The sequence below is a fragment of the Thermanaeromonas toyohensis ToBE genome (assembly GCF_900176005.1).
Classification (GTDB): Bacteria; Bacillota; DSM-521; order Neomoorellales; family Neomoorellaceae; genus Thermanaeromonas; species Thermanaeromonas toyohensis.
Genome location: NZ_LT838272.1, coordinates 1,069,003 through 1,092,700, shown reverse-complemented (window position 1 = coordinate 1,092,700; position 23,698 = coordinate 1,069,003). Strand labels below are relative to the sequence as shown.

Annotated in this window: 23 protein-coding genes and 1 pseudogene; 3 read left to right on the top strand and 21 right to left on the bottom strand. The window is 47.8% G+C overall.

What is annotated here, in order from left to right:
* Positions 1-38: 38 nt before the first annotated feature.
* The 6 genes from carA to B9A14_RS05335 all read right to left on the bottom strand — a co-directional run bounded on the left by carA (position 39) and on the right by B9A14_RS05335 (position 5,892).
* Positions 39-1,127, bottom strand: a complete 1,089-nt coding sequence (gene carA / locus B9A14_RS05360; protein ID WP_084664545.1) for a glutamine-hydrolyzing carbamoyl-phosphate synthase small subunit — start codon at positions 1,125-1,127, stop codon at positions 39-41.
* An 80-nt stretch (positions 1,128-1,207) separates the two neighbouring features.
* On the bottom strand, positions 1,208-2,500 hold the full coding sequence (locus B9A14_RS05355) for a dihydroorotase (protein ID WP_084664544.1): 1,293 nt from the start codon (positions 2,498-2,500) through the stop codon (positions 1,208-1,210).
* Positions 2,500-3,423 (bottom strand): aspartate carbamoyltransferase catalytic subunit, encoded by a 924-nt coding sequence (locus tag B9A14_RS05350; protein ID WP_084664543.1) that lies wholly within the window; start codon positions 3,421-3,423, stop codon positions 2,500-2,502. The genes B9A14_RS05355 and B9A14_RS05350 overlap by 1 nt, the downstream gene beginning before the upstream one ends.
* Before the next feature lie 78 nt (positions 3,424-3,501).
* Positions 3,502-4,059, bottom strand: a complete 558-nt coding sequence (gene pyrR, locus B9A14_RS05345) for a bifunctional pyr operon transcriptional regulator/uracil phosphoribosyltransferase PyrR (RefSeq protein WP_172839045.1) — start codon at positions 4,057-4,059, stop codon at positions 3,502-3,504.
* Positions 4,060-4,278: 219 nt separating this feature from the next.
* Complete coding sequence (locus tag B9A14_RS05340) at positions 4,279-5,265, bottom strand: FmdE family protein (RefSeq protein WP_084664542.1); 987 nt, start codon at positions 5,263-5,265, stop codon at positions 4,279-4,281.
* A gap of 36 nt (positions 5,266-5,301) precedes the next feature.
* Positions 5,302-5,892 carry a class I SAM-dependent methyltransferase gene (locus B9A14_RS05335; RefSeq protein ID WP_084667046.1) on the bottom strand — a complete coding sequence of 197 codons (591 nt, stop codon included), beginning with the start codon at positions 5,890-5,892 and terminating at the stop codon, positions 5,302-5,304.
* A 359-nt stretch (positions 5,893-6,251) separates the two neighbouring features.
* Between B9A14_RS05335 and B9A14_RS05330 the strand changes: the two are divergent.
* Positions 6,252-7,495 (top strand): annotated as a pseudogene (locus tag B9A14_RS05330) (ISL3 family transposase).
* 154 nt (positions 7,496-7,649) lie between these two features.
* On the opposite strand, the gene B9A14_RS05320 reads toward B9A14_RS05330, so the two are convergent.
* From B9A14_RS05320 to tatA, 5 genes are all read right to left on the bottom strand, one after another.
* A complete protein-coding gene (locus B9A14_RS05320) occupies positions 7,650-7,928 on the bottom strand; it encodes an HPr family phosphocarrier protein (protein ID WP_084664539.1) in 279 nt (92 codons plus the stop codon).
* Positions 7,929-8,023: 95 nt separating this feature from the next.
* Positions 8,024-9,397, bottom strand: coding sequence for a PTS ascorbate transporter subunit IIC (gene ulaA, locus B9A14_RS05315; RefSeq protein WP_084664538.1), 1,374 nt, complete (start codon positions 9,395-9,397; stop codon positions 8,024-8,026).
* A 61-nt stretch (positions 9,398-9,458) separates the two neighbouring features.
* On the bottom strand, positions 9,459-9,734 hold the full coding sequence (locus B9A14_RS05310) for a PTS sugar transporter subunit IIB (RefSeq protein WP_084664537.1): 276 nt from the start codon (positions 9,732-9,734) through the stop codon (positions 9,459-9,461).
* Positions 9,731-11,722, bottom strand: coding sequence for a BglG family transcription antiterminator (locus B9A14_RS05305; protein ID WP_157109782.1), 1,992 nt, complete (start codon positions 11,720-11,722; stop codon positions 9,731-9,733). Before B9A14_RS05305 ends, B9A14_RS05310 begins: the two co-directional genes overlap by 4 nt.
* 564 nt (positions 11,723-12,286) lie before the next feature.
* On the bottom strand, positions 12,287-12,589 hold the full coding sequence (gene tatA / locus B9A14_RS18215; protein ID WP_422938462.1) for a twin-arginine translocase TatA/TatE family subunit: 303 nt from the start codon (positions 12,587-12,589) through the stop codon (positions 12,287-12,289).
* Positions 12,590-12,612: 23 nt separating this feature from the next.
* Here tatA and B9A14_RS05295 point away from each other — a divergent pair, with 23 nt between their 5' ends.
* Together B9A14_RS05295 and B9A14_RS05290 are read left to right on the top strand one after the other, a co-directional pair.
* Positions 12,613-13,551, top strand: a complete 939-nt coding sequence (locus tag B9A14_RS05295; RefSeq protein ID WP_084664535.1) for an ABC transporter ATP-binding protein — start codon at positions 12,613-12,615, stop codon at positions 13,549-13,551.
* The gene (locus B9A14_RS05290; protein ID WP_084664534.1) at positions 13,548-14,315 is read left to right on the top strand and encodes an ABC transporter permease; all 768 of its coding nucleotides are present in this window, start codon (positions 13,548-13,550) and stop codon (positions 14,313-14,315) included. Before B9A14_RS05295 ends, B9A14_RS05290 begins: the two co-directional genes overlap by 4 nt.
* A 17-nt stretch (positions 14,316-14,332) precedes the next feature.
* Here B9A14_RS05290 and B9A14_RS05285 read toward each other — a convergent pair whose 3' ends face one another.
* The 10 genes from B9A14_RS05285 to proC form a co-directional block, all read right to left on the bottom strand.
* Positions 14,333-15,547 (bottom strand): hypothetical protein, encoded by a 1,215-nt coding sequence (locus B9A14_RS05285; RefSeq protein ID WP_084664533.1) that lies wholly within the window; start codon positions 15,545-15,547, stop codon positions 14,333-14,335.
* 108 nt (positions 15,548-15,655) lie between these two features.
* Positions 15,656-16,570 carry an RluA family pseudouridine synthase gene (locus tag B9A14_RS05280; protein ID WP_084664532.1) on the bottom strand — a complete coding sequence of 305 codons (915 nt, stop codon included), beginning with the start codon at positions 16,568-16,570 and terminating at the stop codon, positions 15,656-15,658.
* On the bottom strand, positions 16,567-17,019 hold the full coding sequence (gene lspA / locus B9A14_RS05275) for a signal peptidase II (protein ID WP_084664531.1): 453 nt from the start codon (positions 17,017-17,019) through the stop codon (positions 16,567-16,569). The genes B9A14_RS05280 and lspA overlap by 4 nt, the downstream gene beginning before the upstream one ends.
* A 30-nt stretch (positions 17,020-17,049) precedes the next feature.
* A complete protein-coding gene (gene thiD, locus B9A14_RS05270) occupies positions 17,050-17,850 on the bottom strand; it encodes a bifunctional hydroxymethylpyrimidine kinase/phosphomethylpyrimidine kinase (RefSeq protein ID WP_084664530.1) in 801 nt (266 codons plus the stop codon).
* 66 nt (positions 17,851-17,916) lie between these two features.
* On the bottom strand, positions 17,917-18,654 hold the full coding sequence (locus B9A14_RS05265) for a TraR/DksA C4-type zinc finger protein (protein WP_084664529.1): 738 nt from the start codon (positions 18,652-18,654) through the stop codon (positions 17,917-17,919).
* 58 nt (positions 18,655-18,712) lie between these two features.
* Positions 18,713-19,012: a DUF5665 domain-containing protein gene (locus tag B9A14_RS05260; RefSeq protein WP_084664528.1), complete on the bottom strand. Its 300-nt coding sequence runs from the start codon at positions 19,010-19,012 to the stop codon at positions 18,713-18,715.
* A 178-nt stretch (positions 19,013-19,190) separates the two neighbouring features.
* Positions 19,191-22,013 (bottom strand): isoleucine--tRNA ligase, encoded by a 2,823-nt coding sequence (gene ileS / locus B9A14_RS05255; RefSeq protein WP_084664527.1) that lies wholly within the window; start codon positions 22,011-22,013, stop codon positions 19,191-19,193.
* A gap of 117 nt (positions 22,014-22,130) precedes the next feature.
* Positions 22,131-22,628: a DivIVA domain-containing protein gene (locus B9A14_RS05250; protein ID WP_084664526.1), complete on the bottom strand. Its 498-nt coding sequence runs from the start codon at positions 22,626-22,628 to the stop codon at positions 22,131-22,133.
* Between the two features lie 15 nt (positions 22,629-22,643).
* Positions 22,644-22,889: a YggT family protein gene (locus B9A14_RS05245; RefSeq protein ID WP_084664525.1), complete on the bottom strand. Its 246-nt coding sequence runs from the start codon at positions 22,887-22,889 to the stop codon at positions 22,644-22,646.
* Entirely contained in the window at positions 22,889-23,698 is an 810-nt protein-coding gene (gene proC, locus B9A14_RS05240) for a pyrroline-5-carboxylate reductase (RefSeq protein WP_084664524.1), read from the bottom strand. The genes B9A14_RS05245 and proC overlap by 1 nt, the downstream gene beginning before the upstream one ends.

The following is a 23,698-nucleotide window of genomic DNA, read 5'->3' as shown; positions in this document are numbered from 1 at the left end:
ATCCCTTCCCTCCCTTGGTAGAGTAGTGCTCTAGATACTTACCCTTTCCTGCATCCTTTATTACTTATCAGTTCCAAAAATTCCCTGAAGATATATTCACTGTCCCTAGGCCCAGGCCCTGCTTCGGGATGATATTGGACGGAAAACACAGGCAAATACCTATGGCGCAAGCCCTCTACGGTATCGTCGTTCAGATTAATATGGGAGACATAAACTTCTTCCGAGGGCAAAGAGCCGGCCGCTACTGCATAGCCGTGATTCTGGGAAGTAATGTACACCCGGCCGGTGGTGAGATCTTTAACCGGGTGATTACCTCCCCGGTGGCCGAAGTGTAGTTTAAAGGTGTCACCTCCCAGAGCCAGAGCCAAGATCTGGTGCCCCAGGCATATCCCCAGGATAGGAACCTTACCCAGGAGCCCCTTCACAGTTTCCACACCATAAGGAACATCTTTGGGATCTCCGGGACCGTTGGAAAGTAGTACCCCATCAGGCTGAATAGCCAAAATATCCTCGGCTGTGCTGTGAGCGGGGAAAACGGTAACGCTACAGCCCTGCTTTATAAACCATTCCAAAATGCTCTGCTTGACCCCTAAGTTATAAACCGCGATCCGGGGGGAACCCTCTCCCAGAACGTAAGGTTGACTGTTGGTCACTGCAGGTACCAGCTTATCTCCGCTTAAAGGGGGCGTCTGCCGTACTAAACGCTTAACCTCCTCCCAGTCCACCTGGCCTGAGGTTAAGATCCCGCGCATGGTACCCCGGGTACGTAGGTGACGGGTTAAAGCTCGGGTATCCACCCCTTGGATAACGGGGATGCGATACCTTTTAAGGTAAGAAGCCAGAGTCTCCTGCGCCCGCCAGTTGCTAGGCTCCAGACAAGCCTCCCGTACTACCAGCCCCAAAACCTGTGGTCGTGGAGCTTCCCTATCCTCTTCATTGATACCGTAGTTGCCTATAAGGGGGTAAGTTAGAACAACAATCTGACCGCAATAGGAGGGGTCGGTAAGGATCTCCTGGTAACCGGTCATGCTGGTATTAAACACCACTTCCCCATGGCAAAAATATCCTGCTTCCAACGCTTCCCCCTGGAATATGGTCCCATCTTCTAGGATCAAATAAGCTTCCACTGGAAATCCCCTCCTAAAGCCTTGTTTCATTTAACCTTTTATCCTTAACCGGGCCTGGTAACCTGGTTCGGCCTAAGATTCTAAAGCAGGACCTGGCCTTTCTCCATTACTAACCGCCCAGCTACGATGGTAACTAAAGGCCAGCCTTTAAGCTTTAAGCCCTGGAAAGGAGAGTTTTTCCCGAGGGAGTAAAAGGTATTTACATCTACTTCTTTTTCCCAGTCAGGTGCGATGACTGTAATATCAGCTATCCCACCTTCCTTAAGGGTGCCACCTGGAATATTTAAGATACTGGCTGGCTGGCAGCTCCAGGCCTCTATAAGCCGCTCCCAGGATAACCTTCCGGTTTCGACTAACCGGGTTACCACCAAGGGTATAGCTGTCTCCAGCCCAGATATACCGAAGGGAGCAACATCATATTCTACGTCTTTATCTTCCTCTGTGTGAGGCGCATGATCCGTGGCCAAGGCGTCCACAAGCCCTTCTCTTAAGGCTTCCTCTAAAGCTTGTCGGTCCTCCTCGCTTCTTAAGGGGGGATTAACCTTGGTGTTGGTATCGTATCCTTCCACCGCCTCATCAGTCAGGCATAGGTGATGAGGGGTTACTTCAGCAGTAACCTTAATCCCTCTGGACTTAGCCTCCTGTAAGATGCGAAGAGAACCTGCGCTGCTTAAGTGGGCCAGGTGGAGCTTCCCTCCTGTAAGCTCAGCCAGGATGATATCCCGGGCGACCATAACTTCCTCAGCTGCCGCAGGAATCCCCCTTAATCCTAAGATGGTGGAGATAAAACCCTCATGCATTACTCCTCCGGCCGCAAGATTAAGATCCTCGCAATGGGATATCACCGGGATGTTAAATAACCGGGTGTACTCCAAGGCCCGGCGCATAACTTCTGCATTCATAACCGGATTCCCATCGTCGGAAAGGGCCACAGCCCCGGCCTCCACCAGATCCCGGATCTCCGCCAGCTCTTCCCCTTGTGAACCTTTAGAGAGGGCGCCGATGGGATAGACATGAACCACCCCTATGGCCCGGGCCTTTTCTCTTATATAAGCGATAACTGCTGGGCTGTCAGCTACCGGCTGGGTGTTAGGCATGCAAGCCACCGCTGTGAAACCCCCAGCCGCTGCGGCCCGAGTTCCTGTAGCTATAGTCTCTTTCTGCTCGTATCCGGGTTCCCGTAAGTGTACATGCATATCTATAAAGCCGGGCGCCACAATACACCCTCCGACATCTATAACCTTGGTCTCCCGGTCTGTTTCTAGATCTTGGCCTATGGCCGCTATCCGGTCGCCGGAGACTAAAACATCAGCTACCATATCTAGAGCTTGGGAAGGATCGATCACCCTTCCACCTCGGAGCAAAATCTTCATCAATTGCCACCTCCGATGAGCAAGTACAGGAGGGCCATGCGGACAGCCACCCCATTGGTTACTTGTTCAGTTATGGCTGATTGCAAACCATCAGCTACAGCTGGGGAAATCTCTATTCCACGATTCATAGGGCCAGGATGTAGGACTAAGGCGTTAGGCTTAGCCAGACGGAGCCTCTCCGGGGTAAGCTGATAAAGCAAAGCATATTCCCGCAAAGAAGGGAACAACCCTTTCTTCTGCCGTTCCCTTTGGATACGAAGGACGTTTATTACGTCAGCCCCTCTCAAAGCCTCCTCCACCCGGTAAAAGACCTTTACCCCTAAGTTTTCTATGCCTTTAGGTATAAGGGTTGGCGGCCCCGCTACCCGGACTTCCGCACCCATCTTAGTTAATCCCCAAATGTTGGACCGAGCTACCCGGCTATGAAGGATATCTCCTAAGATAACTACCTTAAGACCCTCTATACGACCCAACTTCTCCTGGATAGTAAACATATCGAGTAAAGCCTGGGTAGGATGTTCATGCATACCATCCCCCCCGTTGATAACCGAAGCCTTAATATACCGGGTGAGTAAAACCGGGCTTCCGGCTGCAGAATGCCGAATGATGACTGCATCCGCGCCCATGGCGGCCAAGGTCTGAGCTGTATCCCGCAAAGACTCCCCCTTAGTGACACTGCTGGTGGAGGTAGCTATACTTACAGTGTCGGCGCCCATGTATTTAGCAGCCAGCTCAAAGGAGGTGCGGGTACGGGTACTGGGCTCGTAAAAAAGGGTTACTACGAGCTTACCCCTTAAGGTGGGAACTTTTTTAATGTCGCGCTGGATTATTTCCTTCATAGGTCCAGCAGTATCCAGTATAAGCTTGATCTCTTGAGCACTGAGATCCTTAAGCCCTAATAGATGCTTGCTCTTTAAAGCCATATAAATTAAAAACCTCCTTATCGCCCGAGGCTAATAAGGAGGTCTCCTGCCGTCCTTATTAGCCTCACGGGGCTAATTTCAAGGACCGGCGGTTTTTTCAGGTAGAGCGCGGATCAGAACTTGATCCACGCCGTCTATTTCTTTCACTTGTACTGCGATCTCTTCTTTAAGGGAAGTGGGAACGTTCTTGCCTACATAATCTGCCCGGATGGGTAGTTCCCGGTGGCCCCGGTCAATTAGCACCGCCAATTGAATATTTTGGGGCCGACCCAAATCCATCAAAGCATCTAAGGCTGCCCTTACGGTCCTTCCAGTAAATAGTACATCGTCTACTAGCACTACTTTTTTGCCGGTTATGTTAAAGGGTATCTCTGTACGGTGGATGATGGGGTGCGAGCTTAAAGTAGTGAGATCATCGCGGTAGAGGGTGATATCCAAAATCCCTAAAGGAAGCTTTACTCCTTCAATCTCTTCTATTATCCGCTGCAACCTTTCGGCCAGGGGAACACCCCGCCGTCTAATACCTACAAGGACTAGGTTTTCCGTCCCCTTATTCCGCTCTAGGATCTCATGGGCAATTCGTATTAAAGCTCGCCGCATTTTCTCAGCGTCCATAATTTGAGCCTTGACATTCAAGTTAAACCCCTCCGCCCTTGCGCATAAAAAAACCCACGCTCATCCGGCGCAGGTTTAGCACCACACTACAATAAGGAGTTTTTTATTCACTCCTTGCTAGCCTCACCGGACTAACTTAAAGGATACCTGCTTACTATAATCTATATTACTCTTCTGCATATGTCAAGGATTTTCCCGCTTTTAACATAAAAAAGTAAACCAAAACCCAAGAAATAATCCCTAAATTGTTTTAGCTGCACAAACCTGGCATAAAAACTTGTTTTCCCCCATAATGCTTTTTTCCACTGCCACCACCTCACCACAGCACGAACATTTAGTGTAATTGTGGCGGCTAGTTACCTGGGGCAGCCGTAGAGAAACCTTTGATTTAGAAAATAAATCCTCCTCAGGAAGGCTCAATATCTCCTGCACAGCATCGTCAATAGCCTTCTGGTACTCTTTTAGCTCAGTTGCACTAGCCCGGCCGGCTACAATTTTCTTTTCAACTTCACCTTTATACTTAAGATCAATAACAGGATTTATCAGGGCTACCCGTAAAACTTCCTGAGCATCAAAGGTACTGGAAAAACGACCGAAGTAATAAACATGTTTACCCAGATCATAAACAAAAAAGTTCTGGTTTCCAATGGTACAGCCTGTCATAAACTGAAGAGCATCAATGGCCGAAGTCATATTTTCAGCTAGAACAAAAAAGTTATACGCGTTCTCCCGGGAAAGACCCAATTCCTGCTGAGCAACTAACCCAGCACGGTAACCTATAGCCAATTCAGGGCAAAGATGCCCGTGATAATAAACCACGTTTAATAACGGGAGGGGTACCAGCATCGACTTGCTTATCCCCTGGAGAAGGGAAAAAGCTGCTTTCGGAGAACCGCCAAGTAAAGGAACAGATTCGTTGGACTTCTTGGGTGGGGCATCATCTTTTACCCGGTACCTCAGGACCCACCTACTTTCACTCAAGGGAAGATCTCCTCTATCGCGTACCAAAGTCAGGCAAAAGACGCCCCCACTGGTCAGTAAAAGATAATGTAAGTAACCTCCAGAGCTTTTAAATACTAAAAGGGGCTCTAAAACCTCATAATGTTCGCCGCGCCATTGAAAACCTAATGGCGTTTGCTGCAAATTATCAAATTGAACTGCTACCTCTTCCCAGATTACAATGATCTCCTCTTTTTCGATTTTGGATAAAATCTCCCGGAGGTTCATAAAAAAATCATCCTCTTTTCCGAAATCAAAATCTTATTATGGCTTCCGGGCAGTAAGGATATATTTTTCGTGGGTATTAGTAATATTCACCTGTACCAGGCCAGCCTGCCTGCATAAGCTTTGCATCTCCTCATCATCGGGAAGGAGATCGTTGCCCACCACCCCGCCTATTGACCTGTGCAGCTCATTCACCGCCTCCCGACTCATAGGGTGACAAATAACTAGCCTCCCGCCCGGTTTTAAAAGGCGGGCCATTTCTCTAAGCGCCCGAGGTTTATCGAGGACGTGGGGAAAACAGGAATTGCAGATAACCTCATCAAAGGTATTCTCGTCAAAGGGCGTACAGGTTATATCTCCCAAAACATAATCTACATTATGTATGTTTTTTGCTTTAGCTCTGGCTAGCATTTCTTCGGCAATGTCTAGCGCTACTACTTTACCGTCTTGACCTGTTGCTTCCACAAGAAAAGGCAACAAAACCCCCGTACCGGTGCCCACGTCCAAAATGATGCTGCCGGGTTTAATGGCAAGTTCCCTTATGATTGTTTTTAAGCACTGTATTGTTTCCTCGGATAATAAGCTATCCCACTCTGCTGCTTTTTGATTAAAATATTCACGGTGAGCCATAACCACCAAAATCACACCCCATCAGTCTCTTGGAAAATAAATAAAAAAGCCACGAAACCATTTTCCTTCCCTTCCGTGGAAGGAAATTTCGAGCCTCCGTGGCCTTCATTTTTTAACTCGTCTATGCCATATTTAAACCTACTTATTCCTTAAGGTGCAATAAAACCTCTACGGAAAATTATAGTCGCCTTTCTACGGACTGTCAACAAACTAATGGCTCTATAATAAAAAGTGTGGGATAGGGGTAGATGGGATTAAGCGAGTGGGAAGGTAGATTTTGGTTGTAGGAGGAAAAGGACGGGGGCACATCCAAATTGAATGTTAGCAAACACAAACCCCTTCAAGAAAGGAGTGCCCCCATGCACAAGATTAACACGTTCACCCTCGAAGAGCAAGAGAATTTTGAGAAAATACTACAGCCCATTTTAGAAGAACCCCAAGACCCAGGAGATATTGTGTTAAAGGTAACCGTAGACCCTCCAGAGGTATGTCCTGTATGCAACGAAGGCAAATTACACAGGCATGGCTTCTTAAAGGAAAACCAGAAGCCAAAAGAAAGAAGAATTCATCATGCTTTCTTATATGGGAGATGGGTTATTCTGTCCTGGGTTCCCGTACGGTATAAGTGTTACCGTTGTGGTAAGACTTATACCCTTCGTCCTCCGGGTACCAACCCCTGGGCCAGATTTACAAAATTAGGGGTGCAGACAGTAGTTTATTATGCCCAGAGGATGAGCTTTACTTATGCGGCTCAAATGTTAAACCTTACCCCCACTAGGGTTATAAGATTAGTGGACAAGTATGTCCAGCCTAATCTTCCTTTTGATGATACTCAAGAACCTATAGTGTTAACCTTAGATGAGCTATCCTTTACTGGGAACGATTTTGTATGCATGGTAGGGAGGTTGGAACCGGACAAGAGGCCTTTGACTATTTTAGAGGATGTGAGGACGGCAACTATAAAGGCTTACCTAGAAGAGCTCAAGAAAGCTGGGGTCAAAGTAGAGGCGGTAGTAATTGACATGAAAGACTCTTGGCGTAAGTTAATCAAAGCAATATTTCCTTCAGCCAAGATAATAGTAGACCCTTTTCATGTGATCCAGGATGCTAACCGTCGTTTAGATGAGGCAAGGAGGATAGAGCAAGAAGCGAGCAAAGAGAAGATACCCCGGTTTCCTTTGATTAAAGCTAAAGAGAGACTTACTCCCAGACAGCAAGAGGCATTAGAAAAATTAAAGATAAATACCCGTCCCTCTATGAATTATACCAGCTAAAGGAAGACTTAAGGCAAATTCTAAGGATGGACCGGGTAGAAGAGGCAAAAGCTGCTTTGAGCCGTTGGTTTATAAATGCAGAATGCGCTGAAAATGCAGAGGGACGGATATGGGCCCGTACTATCAAGTCTTGGAGGTCAGAAATATTAAACCTGGTAAGATATACCCAGCAAGGTCGCCGGTACACTAATGGCTATATAGAAGGTAAAAATACCTTAAGCAAAATGCTTAAACGCTTAAGTTTCGGCTTCAGAAATCGCATTCATTTCATCAAAAAAATCTTCCTAGGATGTTGCCCCCAAAATCTGATCCCACAACTATTGACATAGAGCCCAAACTAATGGTTCTTACCATAGATTACCCCAGCGCCCAACCCTATGCCTAACGGGTTATCACTACCTTAACTTATTGCAATAAATGCCCTGAGCTTCGCGTAACCAACAGATCTTGCCTATACCTATCCCCAACGAAATGGGTAACCCTTTAAACATCGTTACTACCTTCTCCGAATTTATTGTTGATAAGGTTTACAAGACACTCAACCGCTTCCTTCTCATCTTCTCCTTCAGCTACAATTAATATTGAGGTCCCCTTAGTAACTGCAAGGCTCATGACCCCTAAAATGCTCTTAGCATCTGCTTGCTTGTCTCCTTTATGCACGGTGATCTTACTCTTAAATTTTTGGGCCTCTTGGACAAAAAGAACAGCCGGTCGCGCATGCAGGCCGGCCTCATTAGCTATAACAACCTGCTTATAAACCAAGCTCGTGTCTACCTCCACACTTAAAATATTTAGGCGAAGTTTAGGCGAGGGGAAGACCCTAGTTAAGAGCAGGGTCTTCCCTACGGTCCAAAACCCTAAACTTCCCTGCTGACATCGGCCCGCCGCCTTTGGGTTATTAAACTACCTACTATCATGACCAAAGCCAGTAAAGCGATGAGGGTAACCGCAATAGCTACCGCATTACCCTTAAAGGATTTACCCACCGCGCCGATAACTATACCCACCCACTGGAAGTCAGAATCACCAAAGGTAGTATTTTCAAATCCCAAAGCGCCCAACATCGGTAACAGGAAAGCAGCTCCAAAGCTGATTAGAATGCCATTTACAAAGGAGCCAAGTATGCAACCCCGCTTTCCACCGGTAGCGTTACCAAAGACGCCCGCCGTACCTCCTACGAAAAAGTGGGGTACCAAGCCCGGAACAATAACTGCCATCCCGAGGCTGCCTAGAGCCAACATGCTAATTAGCCCGCCAGCAAAGGAACACAAGAAACCCACCAATACTGCAGTAGGAGCATAGGGAAAAGTAACCGGGCAGTCCAGGGCCGGCTTGGCCTCTGGCACAATCTTCTGGGCAATTCCCTGGAAGGCGGGTACGATCTCGCCAATAATCATCCGCACCCCTTGGAGGATAACTGCTACTCCAGCAGCGAAGGTTAAAGCCTGGAGGAGGGTAAACACTAGCAAATTTTGACCGCCGGAAAGCTTAAGGACCTGCTCATTCCCTGCAGCCAGGGCGGCAATTAGGAAGATAATAAACATTACTAGCGAAGTAGAGACCAAGGAATCGCGAAAAAAGGAGAGAGTTTTAGGTAGCTTATAATTTTCAATAGAATCTTCTTTATTACCAACCTTACTACCAATTAATCCTGAAAGCCAATACCCTAGAGTACCAAAATGTCCTAGTGCTATACCGCTATTATTAGTAACTTGATCCATATAACGACTAGCCAAAGCAGGCATAAGAACCATAAGAGCACCCAGAATCAGAGAACCTATTATTACTAAGGAAGCACCAGACAGACCGGCTGTACCGAGTACCGCAGAAAGCAAGGCTGCCATGTAAAAGGTATGATGGCCAGTTAAGAAGATAAATTTAAAAGGGGTAAACCGAGCATAAAGTATATTAGCAATAAAGCCAAACACCATAATTAAGGCAGTCTCGCTACCCAACGTTTTTTGAGCAATGGCCACTACTGCCTCGTTATTAGGCACCACTCCTTTAACAGCAAATCCCTGTTCCAAAAGCGGTCCTAACTTATTTAGGCTCCCCACAAGTGTAGTGGCTCCGGCGACCAATATTAAGAAACCGAGAATTGATTTAGTAGTACCCGTTAATACTTCGGGAAATGATTTTCGCTGGGCCACAAGGCCTACCAATGCTGCAAGGCCCACAAGTACAGCAGGAACCGCTAAAACATCGTTTACAAAGCTTATAATAAAATTCATAAAGTCTAATTCCCTCCTTTACCAAATTTCTTTAATTCATTCCTAAGTTCTTCTTGCCATTTTACCCTTTACCTTTAAGTGCAGCTTCTAATTTTTCCCGCATCTCCTCCTTATCTAAATAATTGTGGATAACTACAATAGGTTTGCCAGTAGCAGTTAAAAGTTCTGCTAGCTGCTCGGAAGTAACGATCAGGTCACAGGGTACTGATTTTGCCGTCCCAATATCCGCTACTTCCACCTCCCCTTCTATCCCTAAATCTCTGAGGGCTCCCTCTATTCCCAGCCGTAAAATCAGGCTGCTACCCAACCCCATACCGCAAACGGCCAATATTTTCATGGTTTCACCTCTTCGATAATTTCCTTGGCGGACCTGGCGCGACGTAAGACATGAAGCTTATCTTTATCGCTTAAAACCTTGCTTAACTGCGCCAAAATCTGCAGGTGCGAAGAGCGATCTACACCTGCAATAGCTATAACTATATCAACGGGGTCATTAGCTTTATTTCCGAAATCGACTGGGGGTCTTAGGCGCACCAGGCTTAAGCCCACTTGTTTAACTCCATCTTCCGGTCGTGCATGGGGCATAGCTATCCCCGGCGCGATTACAATATACGGGCCCAATTCTTTAACTGTGCGCACCATGCTCTCTACATACCGTTCCTCCACCACCCCCTTTCTAACAAGCAATCTTCCCGCTGCCCGTACAGCCTCCTCCCAGTCCTTCACCTCCACGTCCAGGGAAATTGTCTCCTCGGTTAGAACATCTTTTAGCATTAACGGAGGTCCTCCTTTGTGGGGCGATTCCAAAAGCTTCCGGCGTAAATACAAAATATCTTCTTCCTGCAAGAGGGGATTTACCTGGATAACTGGAAAATTCTTTAATTCCAGGGGAACAGTAGTGATAACATAATCCACCTGACTTCCCTTAAGAAGTTCAGGAAGCTCTAATACTGAACCCAGACCCACAATTTCCAGCTCAGGCAAACGCTTGCGCAATATGGTCAACAACAATTGAGCAGTACCTATTCCACTCCCACAGACTAGAAGGGCTTTATAACGGATTTCCCTAGAAGTCTGCCTTTCAATAGAGGCTGCCAGGTGCACTGCCAGATACCCGATCTCATCTTCCGGTATTCCAACCTGACATTTTTCCTCCAGCCGTCGAGCGGCCTGCCGGGCAGCAAAGAAAATTTGCGGATATTTCTCCTTGATCTCTTGTAAAAGGGGATTACGCAGGCTCAAACCCCATCTTAACTTGTGGAACGTCACCCTGAAGTGCAGGGCTAAAGCTATAATCAACTCTTTATCCTCGAAAAAGTTAAACCCTAAGACAGCACCTGTATGCCGGACGAATTCCTGAACTATCTCGAGAAGATAAGGTTCCACTCCGGCAAAGGTTTGCACTGGACTACCCTGCCGCATCTTGGCCCCCATAAAGTGCAGGGTAATATTGCCTATTTCACCTTCAGGGATTTTAACGCCGTAAGTCCGTTCTAGCCTCTCAGCAAGCTTATACGCTACTCGGAATTCGTCCAGCGCCCTTAATTGCTCAAGCTGTTCAGAAGATATAAATACATTTTTTCCTTGCTTTATACGCTGCAAGGCTACTGCCAAATGTAGTAAAAGACCATAAAAATTGCCCTCAGCCACAGTATAGTTGAGATCGTTAATTGTTTCTTGAACTATAACTTCTAGCTCCTTGATCTCCTGTTTTGAAATCAGGGAACATATTTTTTCTAGAAAGCTTCTGGGCTGCTTGCTCGGAGATTTTGGAGACAGCTCCTGTAGATAACTATATAACTGATTTTCATCAGCCGCCGCAGCTAAGAGATCGGCTACTGCCTGCCTCCATTTCATCTCTTCCCCCAAAACCTGGAAGCCCAATTTGGGTTTACGCACTAGTTCAAGCCCGCGATATCTCAGCCATTCTTCTACCGTCTCCAAATCTTTAAGAATGGTGGTGCGGCTCACCTGCAACTCAGAAGCCAGTTTATGAGCAGTAACGGGCTTTTCGCTTCTTAAAAGCAGGGCTAGAATAGCCTTCCACCTTTCATCGGGTGAAAATACATAAGTGCCTAATTCTGGTAAAGGCAAAAACTTTCCTTCTCCCCCAATAATTTCTTTCCCCTCTAGCCACACACCCACCCGCGGCCGACACTCCAGTTTCATCCCACGCTCTTTAACCCAATATCTGAGCCTATCTAAGTCATACCTGATGGTGCGCGGGCTAACCGCTAGGCAGTGAGCTAGATAGCTAATGGTCAGGGGCTTTTCAGCTTCCATAAGGATATTTAGTAGCTTCTGAGTACGGGCAGTTAATACCATAACCAATGTGGCAATAAAATGTGGCAAAATATTTTCTATTTCTCTTTGCTCTTATTCGTTCACAATATTATATTCGAGGATTGATTACAGATTCCTTGTAAATCATTAGTACTTTTTGTGTCGCAATAATTGTGGCAACAAATATACTTTATCGTTTCATGGGTTAGCCCTATACTTGGCCAAGGGGAATAGGTATAAAGGAGCAAAACAAAAAGGCCATCCTCCTCTGGTGTTGTCAGAGGCAGGATAGCCTGTAGAGATAATTATAAAGTGTACCCAGGATAAAATAGGAAAGTGCCTATCTCCCCAACCTTTGCTCCTGCTTAAAGTCCACTTGCGGGGACAAAGTTTAATTATATTAAACCAAAGAAGACCGGGATCTCTCCACTTTCACTCCGCTTCTTCTCCGCTTTTCGGTCATTTGAAAAATAAAACAGTATTTAATTTATCCCGGTAAAATATGTCTCTTCCCTTCTGTGTTTCCCGCCACTTATTTACCCACTTATTTCCTTAAGGTTAAATTATTTCCTTGTTAAATTAAGTTCTTTTTATTTCCGGCTATTGCTATTCTACTGACTGATCTTCCTTACCCTTCATCTCTTCCTTAAACCCGCGGATGGCTTTACCGAGGCCCTTACCCAGCTCGGGTAATTTACCGGGCCCGAATAAAACCAAAGCCAGCACGAGAATAAGTATCCAGGCCCAAGGGCTCAAAATGCTACCAAAAATGAACATGTAACAGGCTCCTTTCCTTTTTAAATCTTCAACAGGGTTTCTATCACGAAAGATAACACAAGACTTTTTTCCTAGCAAGTTGCCGCGGATCTTGCAAAGGGCTATAATAATAGCTGCCATTAAACGCTTCAAAGATGGGGTAAAAGACGCGGCAGATGAGTATGTGTCCAGATATTGTAGTAGAAGCCAGAGGGCTAGTTAAATCTTACAATGGGATACCAGCGGTAAAGGGTATAAATTTTGTCATAAAAGCCCGGGAATGTGTTGGTTTCTTGGGACCCAATGGGGCCGGCAAAACCACCACAGTCAAAATGATCTATTGCTTTCTCCCACTTACCGCAGGAGAACTATACGTCTTAGGTCTTGATGCCCGCCATCATCAGCGGGCTATTAAGGCTCAGCTAGGAGTTGTCCCCCAGGAAGATAACCTGGACCCCGAACTTACCGTCAAGGAGAACTTGCTCCTTTATGCCAGCTATTTTGACTTGCCCAGCAAGGTGGCCCGGCAGAGGGCAGAAGAACTCATAGCCTTTATAGATTTACAGGAGAAAGCCGATACCAGAGTAGAAGAACTTTCCGGGGGTATGAAGCGCCGTCTGGCCATTGCCCGGGCATTGTTAAACAACCCTAAGCTCCTTATCCTTGATGAACCAACCACTGGCCTAGATCCCGAAGCCCGGCGCCTGATCTGGGAAAAGCTGCGCCAGCTTAAAGAGCGGGGGGTAACTCTCCTTTTGACCACCCATTATATGGAAGAGGCCGCTTATCTTTGCGATCGTCTTTTAATTATGAACGAAGGTCGGATTTTGGCCGAAGGATCACCGGGCAAGCTGGTTAGTCAGCATATAGGGCAGGAAGTAATAGAGCTGGCCCCTGTAAAGGAGCGCTGGGCGGAAAAAATCACTTCCGCTTTGGCCTCTAAACTTACAGGGTACCAGCTCGTGGGGGAAACTTTGTTTTTATATACCAATGATGGCCGCGGCATTTGGCAGGAGATGCGTAAACGTCACCAATATCTTCACCATCAAATACTGCGGCCAGCCACTTTGGAAGATGTTTTTTTGAAGCTTGCCGGCAGGGGGCTGACACGGTGAGGTTAGAACTTTCCCACCGGACGTGGAAGGTTTTCTGGCGCAATTTCATAGTGTTCCGTAAGACGTGGCTGGCCAATATCATGTTTAACTTTATAGAGCCCCTTCTTTACTTAGGGGCCATGGGAGTAGGGCTGGGAGCCTATGTCCCTTCCATCGAGGGGTTAAGCTATCTCCAGTTTATAGCCCCTGGGCTCATCGCCTCTTCTGCCATGTGGGCCACAGCCTCGGAATGCACCTACGATAGCTTTACCCGGATGCGGTATCAAAAGGTTTACCACGCCCTGATCGTTACCCCCATCAGCCTGGAAGAGATCGTCTTAGGAGAGATACTTTTCGGCACTTTTAAAGGGGTTCTATATGGGACGGTAATCCTTTTGGTGGTGGCCGCCTTAGGTTTGGTCCCTTCTTCCTGGAGCCTTCTTGTCCCGCCTGTACTGGCCCTGTCTTGTTTTGCCTTCGCTGAGTTAAGTATGATGTGGACCGGGCTTGTGCCTAAAATGGAAACCTTTAGCTACTATTTTACTTTAGTAATCACTCCCATGTTCCTTTTCTCCGGGGTTTTCTTCCCCTTGCAGGGTATGCCTTCCCCTACCCGGCAGATAGCCTTTTTTTCTCCCCTATACCATGCTGTAGAGCTAGTCAGGTCCCTGACCCTGGGCCAAGTAACCAGCATCCTCTGGGTCCATATCCTATGGCTTATAGGCTTTGCCGCCCTTTTCTTTTATCCCCCCATATACCTGCTAAAGCGGAGGTTATTAAAATAATCCCCGGTCCTAAAACCTTACCTGTTTAAGGGTCTTAAGCCCACCTTCTGCCGGGAATAGGTAAGCCCCAAGAAACTCGAGAATTTCAGGGCTAGCCTTACAGGCCACAAGGAAAGCTGCCTTTTTAATTCTTGTTTTTCCCGTTGTAGTTCGGCCACTGCTCTCTCTAGATCTTCATTGGCGATTAATGTGGTCTGTAGCCGGTATTCCTGTTCTCGCAACTGCTGTTTTAACTTGGCTTGCTCAGCCTGGGCGTCGGCCACGGCCTTATTTAAGGTGCCCTGTAGCTGCATAAGCCGTGTTTCCAGGTGGCTCACCCTTTTCTTCAGGGCATCCCTTTCTACCCGTAAGTTTACCAATTGCTCTTCTACCTGCGTTAGCTCCTGCCGCAACTCTTCCTTCCTTTGGTGGAGTTTCTCTAGGTCAGCTAGGAGATTTTTATTTTCCCGGCGGAGCTCTTCCACTTCCTGGCGCAGGGCTATTACTTCTTCGTTCTCTTGGGGGCTGGTGGTTCCGCGCCCGGCCTTACCTCCCTCTATAAGGGTGAGGGTAGCTACCTCAGCTCCCGCTGCTACTTCCTCCGAAGCAAAATCGGAAGCAAAGGACGTAGCCTTCCCATTTTCATAGGGGGGCAAAGGGAATAGTTTATCCCAAAAATCACCTTCTTTTTCGATTTGAGGCTCATCAGGCGGCTTGGCTAAAGGATAGATAGGTTCCGGCGAAACAGGAGAGGTTGTAGTTGGAGCCTCTACACCCTTAGCTTCCTCACTAGGTTCCACATAGGACCAATGGATTAAGCCCCATCTTCCATCTTTAAGCCGGATAAACCTGCCATCATGGACCAGTTTCTGTTCCCCTTGTACTTCAGGTTGTCCTGTATCTCGTAAGTAACGGTTGATCTCATCAAGGCGCAAGGCTTCGCCTTTGCTCTGTAAAAGCCTATGGGCTGCGTCGTTCTCTTTTAAGCCATCTAAGCGCAGGCACCACAAACCCCTGCCTTCATGGCGAAAGCAAGGATTCCTACTTAAACAGCGGTTGACATTTTTCTGTACCTTAGCCGTGGATTGACCGCTTAAAAGTTTCTTTTGGGCCGCAGCTACCAGCTCCTCTGTAGACTGGGGAGAATACTCAAAAAGCCGCAATTTTAAGAGATCCGTAAGGGAGTCTAGCCGCCCTGTAACCTGGACTTTAGCTATTTTAGGAATAGGAGCGAACTTCCCTTTCTTAGCCATTGGTGTCACCTCTCCTTAAACCATTCTATAACTTGGCATTAAAGGAATTATTTGACACCAACGGCCTTAATTCCTTCAGGAAAAAAGTAAGGTTATGTCAAGATTTGTTTAGGCGGATAAAAGATCTAGTACCCGTACAAAGGCAGGGGGAAGAGGAGCTGTGAACTCTAGGTAATCCCCGGTACGGGGGTGATAAAACCCGAGCTTCCCGGCATGGAGGAGCTGTCCTGGAACTTCAAAAGCCTGTTTTTTCGGTCCATATAAAACATCCCCTACCACCGGGTGCCCCAAATAAGCCATATGCACACGGATCTGGTGAGTCCGCCCTGTTTCCAAGTGTACTTCCAAGAAAGTAAAACCTGGAAAGCGCTTTAGAACGCGGTAATGGGTTATGGCGGGGCGCGAATTTTTAAAAGTAACCGCCATCCTTTGGCGATCCACAGGATGGCGGCCGATGGGAGCTTCTATCTTCCCTGCCGGCTCTTTAATCTCTCCATATACTAGGGCCAGGTACACCCGTTTTACCTGGCGGGCCTTTATTTGGGCGGCCAGGGAACGGTGGGCAAAATCATTCTTCGCCGCCACTAATAACCCGGAGGTATCCTTATCTAACCGGTGGACAATACCGGGGCGTAAAGCGCCACCTATGCCGGATAGATCCCCACAATGATAAAGGAGGGCATTCACCAAGGTTCCGCTCTCGTTGCCCGGCGCCGGATGGACCACCATGCCCTGGGGTTTGTTCACCACGATCAAATCTTCATCCTCGTAAACTATATCCAAGGGAAGGGGTTCCGGCTGGGCTTTAAGGCTTCGGGGTGGTGGTATCTCTCCCCAGATCCTTTGCCCCGGCCGCACCTTGTGGTTAGCTTTGGCTATTTTTCCGTCTACCAGTATAAGGCCTTCTTCTAGCAGGTGCTGGATGCGTGTACGGGATACGCCTGTAAGCTTTTCGGTAAGCCACACGTCCAGGCGCTTTCCGGCTTCCTCAGGTCCGACTTCCAGGGAAAAGCGCCCAGTCATTGAGCTTCCCCTTTCTCCTCCTTTCTCCATAGCTCCCATATGATAAGCCCTACGCCCAAGACAATGGCTACATCGGCCAGGTTAAACACCGGCCATACCCGGAAATCCAAAAAATCTACCACATAACCAAAACGGATCCGGTCTAAAAGGTTACCCAAAGCCCCGCCAAGTTGCAGGGCCAAAGCCAGCTTAAGGTTTAGCCGGTTGTGAATAGGAAATTGCTTATAGGCGATAATAATTATCCCTATAACGGCCAAGGTTAAGATTATAAATAAAGGGGTTTGGTAAGCGAAAATACCAAAGGCCGCCCCGGGATTGTTGATGTAAGTCAAGTGGAATATATTATTTAGCACAGGAACGCTTTGGTTTGGTTGTAACCACTGGCGTACTAGCAACTTGCTTATCTGATCGCTTAAAAAAACTATTAGGGCAAGTAATAGTACAGGCATGGTCCCTGTTTCCCTCTCTCCTTAAAGCATTTAATCATCTTCCCAAGAGTAATACGGCGCCAAATGATGAAGACAGCCATACCCTTTTCCCACCGGTCGTCCGGCGATCATGGCCTGGCGGAGATACTCTTTTGCTCTCCCCACAGCTTCTGGTACCCCCCACCCTTTAGCCAGTAAAGCTGTTATAGCAGCCGCAAAGGTGCACCCTGTACCGTGGGTATTAGATATAAGTAGCCGTGGGCTGCTAAAACGCAGCACTTCCTTCCCATCGAACAAAATATCTACGGCTTCTTCTCCCGCCAAATGCCCGCCCTTGACTACCACAAACTTAGGTCCCCAATCCCATATGCGCTGGGCCGCCTCCACCATGTCCTTTTCGCTCTGGATGGACAGACCGGTGAGTGCCTCAGCCTCGTCTAGGTTGGGAGTCACTACCAAGGCCAAGGGGAAAAGCTCTTCCTTTAGCACTTCCCAAGCGTCGGGACCTAAGAGGAAGTGGCCGCTCTTAGCCACAAATACGGGATCCACTACTAGCCTGTTAATACCATATTCTTTAAGCTTAGTAGCAACTGTACTTACTATTTCAGCATTGGCCAGCATCCCTGTCTTTACAGCATCGGCACCGATATCTCCTAAAACGGAATCCAGCTGCTGGGCCACAAAATGGGCTGGTATATCGTATCTTCCTTGTACTCCTCGGGTGTTTTGGGCTGTCACCGAGGTAATGACGCTAGTGCCGTAAACCTTAAGGGCAGCAAAAGTCTTAAGGTCCGCCTGAAGACCCGCTCCCCCTCCGGAATCTGAACCGGCAATGGTTAAAGCTTTATACATCCTTTTCCTCTCCCAAACCTAATAATAACATACTTTCCTCAAAACATATTTCCGTAAGGATAAACTTTAATCCTCTAACTCTAATTTATCCCAACCTTCATCTCCGATAATCCGCTCCCCTGGAGCCTCTTCATCATCAAGGTAAGCTCCGGTATCTTTGTAAAACATGCCGTCCGCCCCTTTAAAATAGGGGATACCGTCTACCGGCTCCACATATCCCCGGTCCTCATCCAGATCTAAGGGGCCATAGTAGGATCCTACCCCTGCTTCGGAAGCATGCTCAGTAGTCTTGGCCAGCTCTTGCCAGGTGTCCTCACCATCATACTCTTGTTCATCCTCAGCATCCGGCTGTTCCCTAGGGCTGGTATCATGGGTTATTCCGCCAAAGGGAGGAGCTAGCACATCTTCTTCAATGGGGCGCGGGTGACGTTCACCCAACCCCTCCATAGCTTCTCGACATTCCAGGCAGAGGGTGCTTTCTGGTGCAGCTTCCAATCGCTCTAAAGGTATCTCGCGTCCGCATTGCTTACAGCGACCATAAGTACCCCGCCGGATGCTGTCTAGGGCATCTTCGATCTTCTTAAGTTGAATGAGGGCGTTATCCCGGAGGGCGAGATCCTTACTTCTTTCAAATAGCTCGCTCCCTAAATCTGCCGGGTGGTTATCATAACTAGAAAGCTCCTTTAGTGAATCTTTAAGGGAGTGAGCGAGCCCTCCTAAGCGTAACGACTCTAATTGTTCCTCATAGGAGGCCCGGAGGGCCAAAAGTTTCCTCCGGAAATAATCTAGTTTTTCTTTCTCCATGTTAAGTAGTCCTCCTACACCGGGCTTAACTTAGGTGCCGCTCTATAAATTGGGTAGTTCAATAGACATATATTTCCTTCTGGACCATACGCACAATTTCAGCAATGAGTTTACCAATGAGGGGGAGGTTTTGCAGAGCTAACTCCCTTACCATATAAATGATAATGGTTCCTAATACAGTTACCCCTAAGGCTATACCTAAACCCCGCGCTATACCAGCAATAAAATTAAGGTAGACCAGACGAACCGGCCGGCGGTAAAGTTCTATCCATTCAGCCAAACTGGCCTTTTCCAGTGCCCAGGTAAGCTCCTCTATCTTTTCCACTAGTTTTTTTGTCCCCGGCCTATAATCATCCATGTTTTTATCCCCTCCTGCTAAGTATTACCCTTCCTAGCCGGGGTTTAAACAGATCCTTATCTTTAAGTCCATAAAAAAATCCTGCCTATAAATGCAGGACAGTACGCAGGATCCCAAAAAATAAAATATCCCTTATAAGCAAGATAAATAGTGGGCTCCAGGTTTAACTTTATTGTAATTACCCTAGAGCCCCAGGAGATAAACTTTCATCACAGGTAGACTCAAGCGTGCGTAACACCGCCACGCACCTTGGGCAGAGGTCTGGATAGGTAGCCTCCCCCCCTACTTCTTCGCTGACTCTCCAGCACCTCTCGCATTTGCGGCCGGAAGCTGGCTCTACGTAAATCTTTAGTCCCTCTACCTCGATAGCCTCTACACCGCCTTCTTCGGGTGCCTTTTCGCCAGGTTTGTGTAAAACAACCTGGGAAACTATAAAGGCTGTAGGAAGTTCCTCTTCCAAGGGCTTAAGGAAACTATATAGCTTTTCATCTGGATATAAATGTACACAGGCATTTAAAGAATTACCCAGCCCTTGTTCCCGCCGGGCCTGCTCCAAACCCCGATTAACTTCCTCTCGTATCTTAAATACCTTATCCCACTTGGCCTCCAGTTCCTCATCTAAATACTCCTTTTTAAGGGAAGGCCAGGAGCAAAGCTGTACGCTCCAAGGCTTATTAGACCCGGGCAGGTGTTGCCATACCTCTTCCGTGGTAAAAGCTAAAATGGGTGTAAGTAGACGCACTAGGACATCTAATATTTGATATAGAGCGGTTTGCGCAGAGCGCCGGCCAAGGGATTTTGCTTCCCATGTATAAAGGCGGTCTTTTAAGATATCCAAGTAGGTGGCACTCAAATCTGTTACACAGAAGTTGTATATAGCGTGGTAGACAACATGAAACTCATATTCCTCATAGGCCCGGGTAACCTTTTCTATCAACCGCTGTAGTTTTACCAGAATAAAGCGATCAAGTTCTAGCATCTGGTGGTAAGGTACCGCGTCCCGCTCGGGGTCAAAGTCATATAGATTCCCCAAAAGGAAGCGGAAAGTGTTGCGGATCTTCCGGTAGGCATCTACCACCTGGCGAAAAATATTAAAGGAGGCCGCCACATCACGGCGATAGTCAGAAGAAGCGACCCATAACCGTAAGATATCTGCACCCATAATCTTAATAACATCTGCCGGGTCAATGCCGTTGCCTAAGGACTTGGACATCTTCCGGCCTTCTTCATCCACCAGGAAACCATGGGTAAGGACCGCCCGATAAGGCGCCTGCCCCCGGGTAGCTACTGCAGTGGAAAGGGAGGAATTAAACCAGCCGCGGTACTGGTCGCTTCCCTCCAGGTATAAATCAGCAGGCCAGGAAAGTTCTGGACGGCTTTCTAAAACTGCAGCATGGCTGGAGCCAGAATCAAACCACACATCCATAATATCGGTTTCTTTGCGGAACTCCTGGCTTCCACACTCTGGGCAGGCAAGTCCTGGGGGAACCAGTTCCGCCGCTTCCCGGGCAAACCACACATCTGAACCATACTGGCGGAACAAGCCTTGAAGGTGCTTTATAGTGGTATCGTTTATAATTTCTTTACCACAATGGTGGCAATAGAAAATAGGTATAGGGACGCCCCAGCTTCGCTGGCGGGAAATACACCAGTCGCTCCGCTCCGCCACCATCCGGTAAATACGTTCTTCTCCCCAGGCTGGGATCCACTTCACCTGCCGGATGGCCTCTAGGGCTTCTTGTCGGAAACCATCTATGGAGGCAAACCACTGTTCCGTAGCCCGGAAAATTACAGGTTGCTTGCAACGCCAGCAATGGGGATACTGGTGGGTGATAAACCCAAATTGTAGTAGAACCCCTTTCCTTTCCAGCTCTTTAACTATTTCTTTATTAGCCTCCTCCACGAAAAGCCCTTGGAACTGGGGTGCTTCAGCGGTAAAACGGCCCTGATCATCCAGGGGAGAAAGCACTGGGAGCTTATAGCGCTGGCCTATTTCAAAGTCCTCTAAACCGTGACCAGGGGCTGTATGCACGCAGCCTGTCCCCTGATCCATGGTAACGTGTTCCCCAAGGATAACCAGCGATTCCCGGTCCATGAGGGGATTGCGGCATATCACCCCTTCTAGCTCGATCCCACGGAACCGGCCTAAGATACGGTGTTCTCTTAATCCTAAAAGCTCCACTACCCTCTCATGTAACGCTTCCGCCCAAAGGAGCTTTTCTTCTCCTACCTCTACTACAAGGTAATTCGCTTCCGGGTGCAAAGCAATGGCTACATTAGCAGGTAGAGTCCAAGGGGTGGTGGTCCAAATAACTACGTAAGTTGTACCAGGTTCAAGAAGACCCCGGCCATCCACCACGGGAAACTTTACATAAATGGATGGTGAACGCTTCTCTTCATACTCTACTTCCGCTTCAGCCAGGGCTGTCTCACAATCCGTGCACCAATATACCGGCTTACGACCCTTATAAATATAGCCTTTTTTAGCCATCTCTCCAAAAATGCCGATCTGGATGGCCTCGTATTCCGGCTCTAGGGTGAGGTAGGGATGTTCCCAGTCTCCCCGTACTCCCAGGCGCTTAAATTGTTCCCGCTGAATCTCAACATATTTTAAGGCGTATTCCCGGCAGCGCCTGCGGAACTCCAATACATCCACCTGGCGACGGTCTAACCCCAAATTTTTAATGGCCTGCTGTTCTATAGGCAACCCATGAGTATCCCAACCGGGGACATAAGGAGCATCATAACCGGACATGGAGCGATACTTCACAATAATGTCCTTTAAAATCTTATTCAGAGTATGTCCTAAGTGTATGTCTCCATTAGCGTAGGGAGGGCCGTCGTGAAGGATAAATTTGGGTTTGCCCCGGTTAGCCTCCTGTACTGCCTTGTAGAGGCCCTTCTCTTCCCAAAATTTTAAAATCTGAGGTTCCCTTTCGGGAAGGTTGGCCCGCATGGGAAAGTCGGTCTTCGGTAAGTTCAAGGTTTTACTATAATCCATTAGCGTAAACTCACTCCTAAAACCCAAAATTTACTTTAGTCTTAAGTATAACGTCTAAAAATAACCTCCGTCAAATCCTGAAGAGTAAAGATCACCTTATTTTTTACTAACGCTTCTTTATGCGGTAGTTCCCTCGCTCCCATCTTTTTCTGGTGCTTCAACCGGTAAAGTATCAATTTCGCTTTCTAAGAGCTTAAGCTGGGCCAGCAAGAAAGAACGTAAACGGGTTTTAAAGGTGCGGGCCTGCTCCTCTAAAGAAGCCAGGCGCCGTTCAGCCTCGGCCACTTTATTTAAAGCCTGATTCATAATTTCCTGGGCCTTGGCCTCAGTTTCCTTTAAAAGGGCTTCGGATTCTCGCCTGGCGTTTTCCCTGGTCTCTTCCGCTGCCCTTTGGGCCACGACCAGGGTTTCTTTTAAAGTATTCTCTAGGCGGGTAAACCGCTCCAATTCTTCCTGCAAGCGTAATACCTTATCCCTGAGTTCTTGGTTTTCCCGGAAGACCTGGGTATAGTCCCTTAAAAGCTGCTCCAGGAATTCGTCTACTTCGGGGCAGGAATAGCCGCGGAAAGAACGGCGGAATTCTTTTTTATTTATATCCAAAGGTGTGAGAACCATGGCCTCCCACTCCTATTAACTTATAAAATGTTCCAAGAGCTGGATTACTAAAATGGCTACCAGCGGGGAAAAATCTAAGGGCAAGGAGGTAGCCGGCAGAAGGCGGCGGAAAAATCCAAGTATAGGTTCAGTCATATCATAAATAAAAATTAGAACCGGGTGGCGGGGATTATGGGGGATAAAGGATAGAAGGACCCGGGCCACAATCAACCACTGTAAAATTTCTAAGGCTACCTTTATCACAGTGGCTAGGGATATCATCACGCCTGCTCCTCGCTTAAGGCCCTGGCCCGTTCAGCCCCCGCCTTTACAGCTTCCATAAGAGCCCCCCGTACTGCCCGCCTCTCCAATACCTCTAACCCGGCTATGGTAGTACCTCCTGGCGAGGTTACTCTATCCTTAAGCACAGCAGGATGCTCCCCGGTTAGGAGAACCATCCGGGCGGCACCTAAGAGTGTCTGGGCGGCTAGTTGTACAGCTACGTCCCGGGGAAGCCCACACCGTACCCCCCCATCAGCCAGGGCTTCGATCATAAGGTAGGCATAAGCCGGCCCGCTACCGCTTAAACCGGTGACGGCGTTAAGCTGTTCTTCCGGTAACATCAAGGCTCGTCCTACAGAACCAAAAATGGTTAAAGCCCTTTCTCTCTGCTCTGGAGTCACTACTGGGTTAGCCGCCAGGACGGTTATACCTTCGCCCACTAGGGCAGGGGTATTAGGGACAGCACGTATGATGGCCAGTTCCTCTCCTAGCCAACTCATAAGCTGCTTTAGGGAAATGCCCGCCGCTATAGAAATGATAAGGTGGGAAGGTTTAAAATTTAGCCCTTGCACCGCTTCCGGCAGGTTCTGGGGTTTTACTGCCAGGATTACTATCCCTGCCTTCTCTACCAGCGACTGAGCATTAGCTACCACCCGTATTCCATAATCCTTTTTAAGGTTTTCCAAGCGTTCTAGGCATATATCGTAGGCGAAAATTTTTTCTGGAGAGACGAGGCCGCTTTTAACTAATCCCGCTATCAGGGCACCTCCCATAGCTCCTGCCCCGATAAAACCGATGGTCTGTTCCAT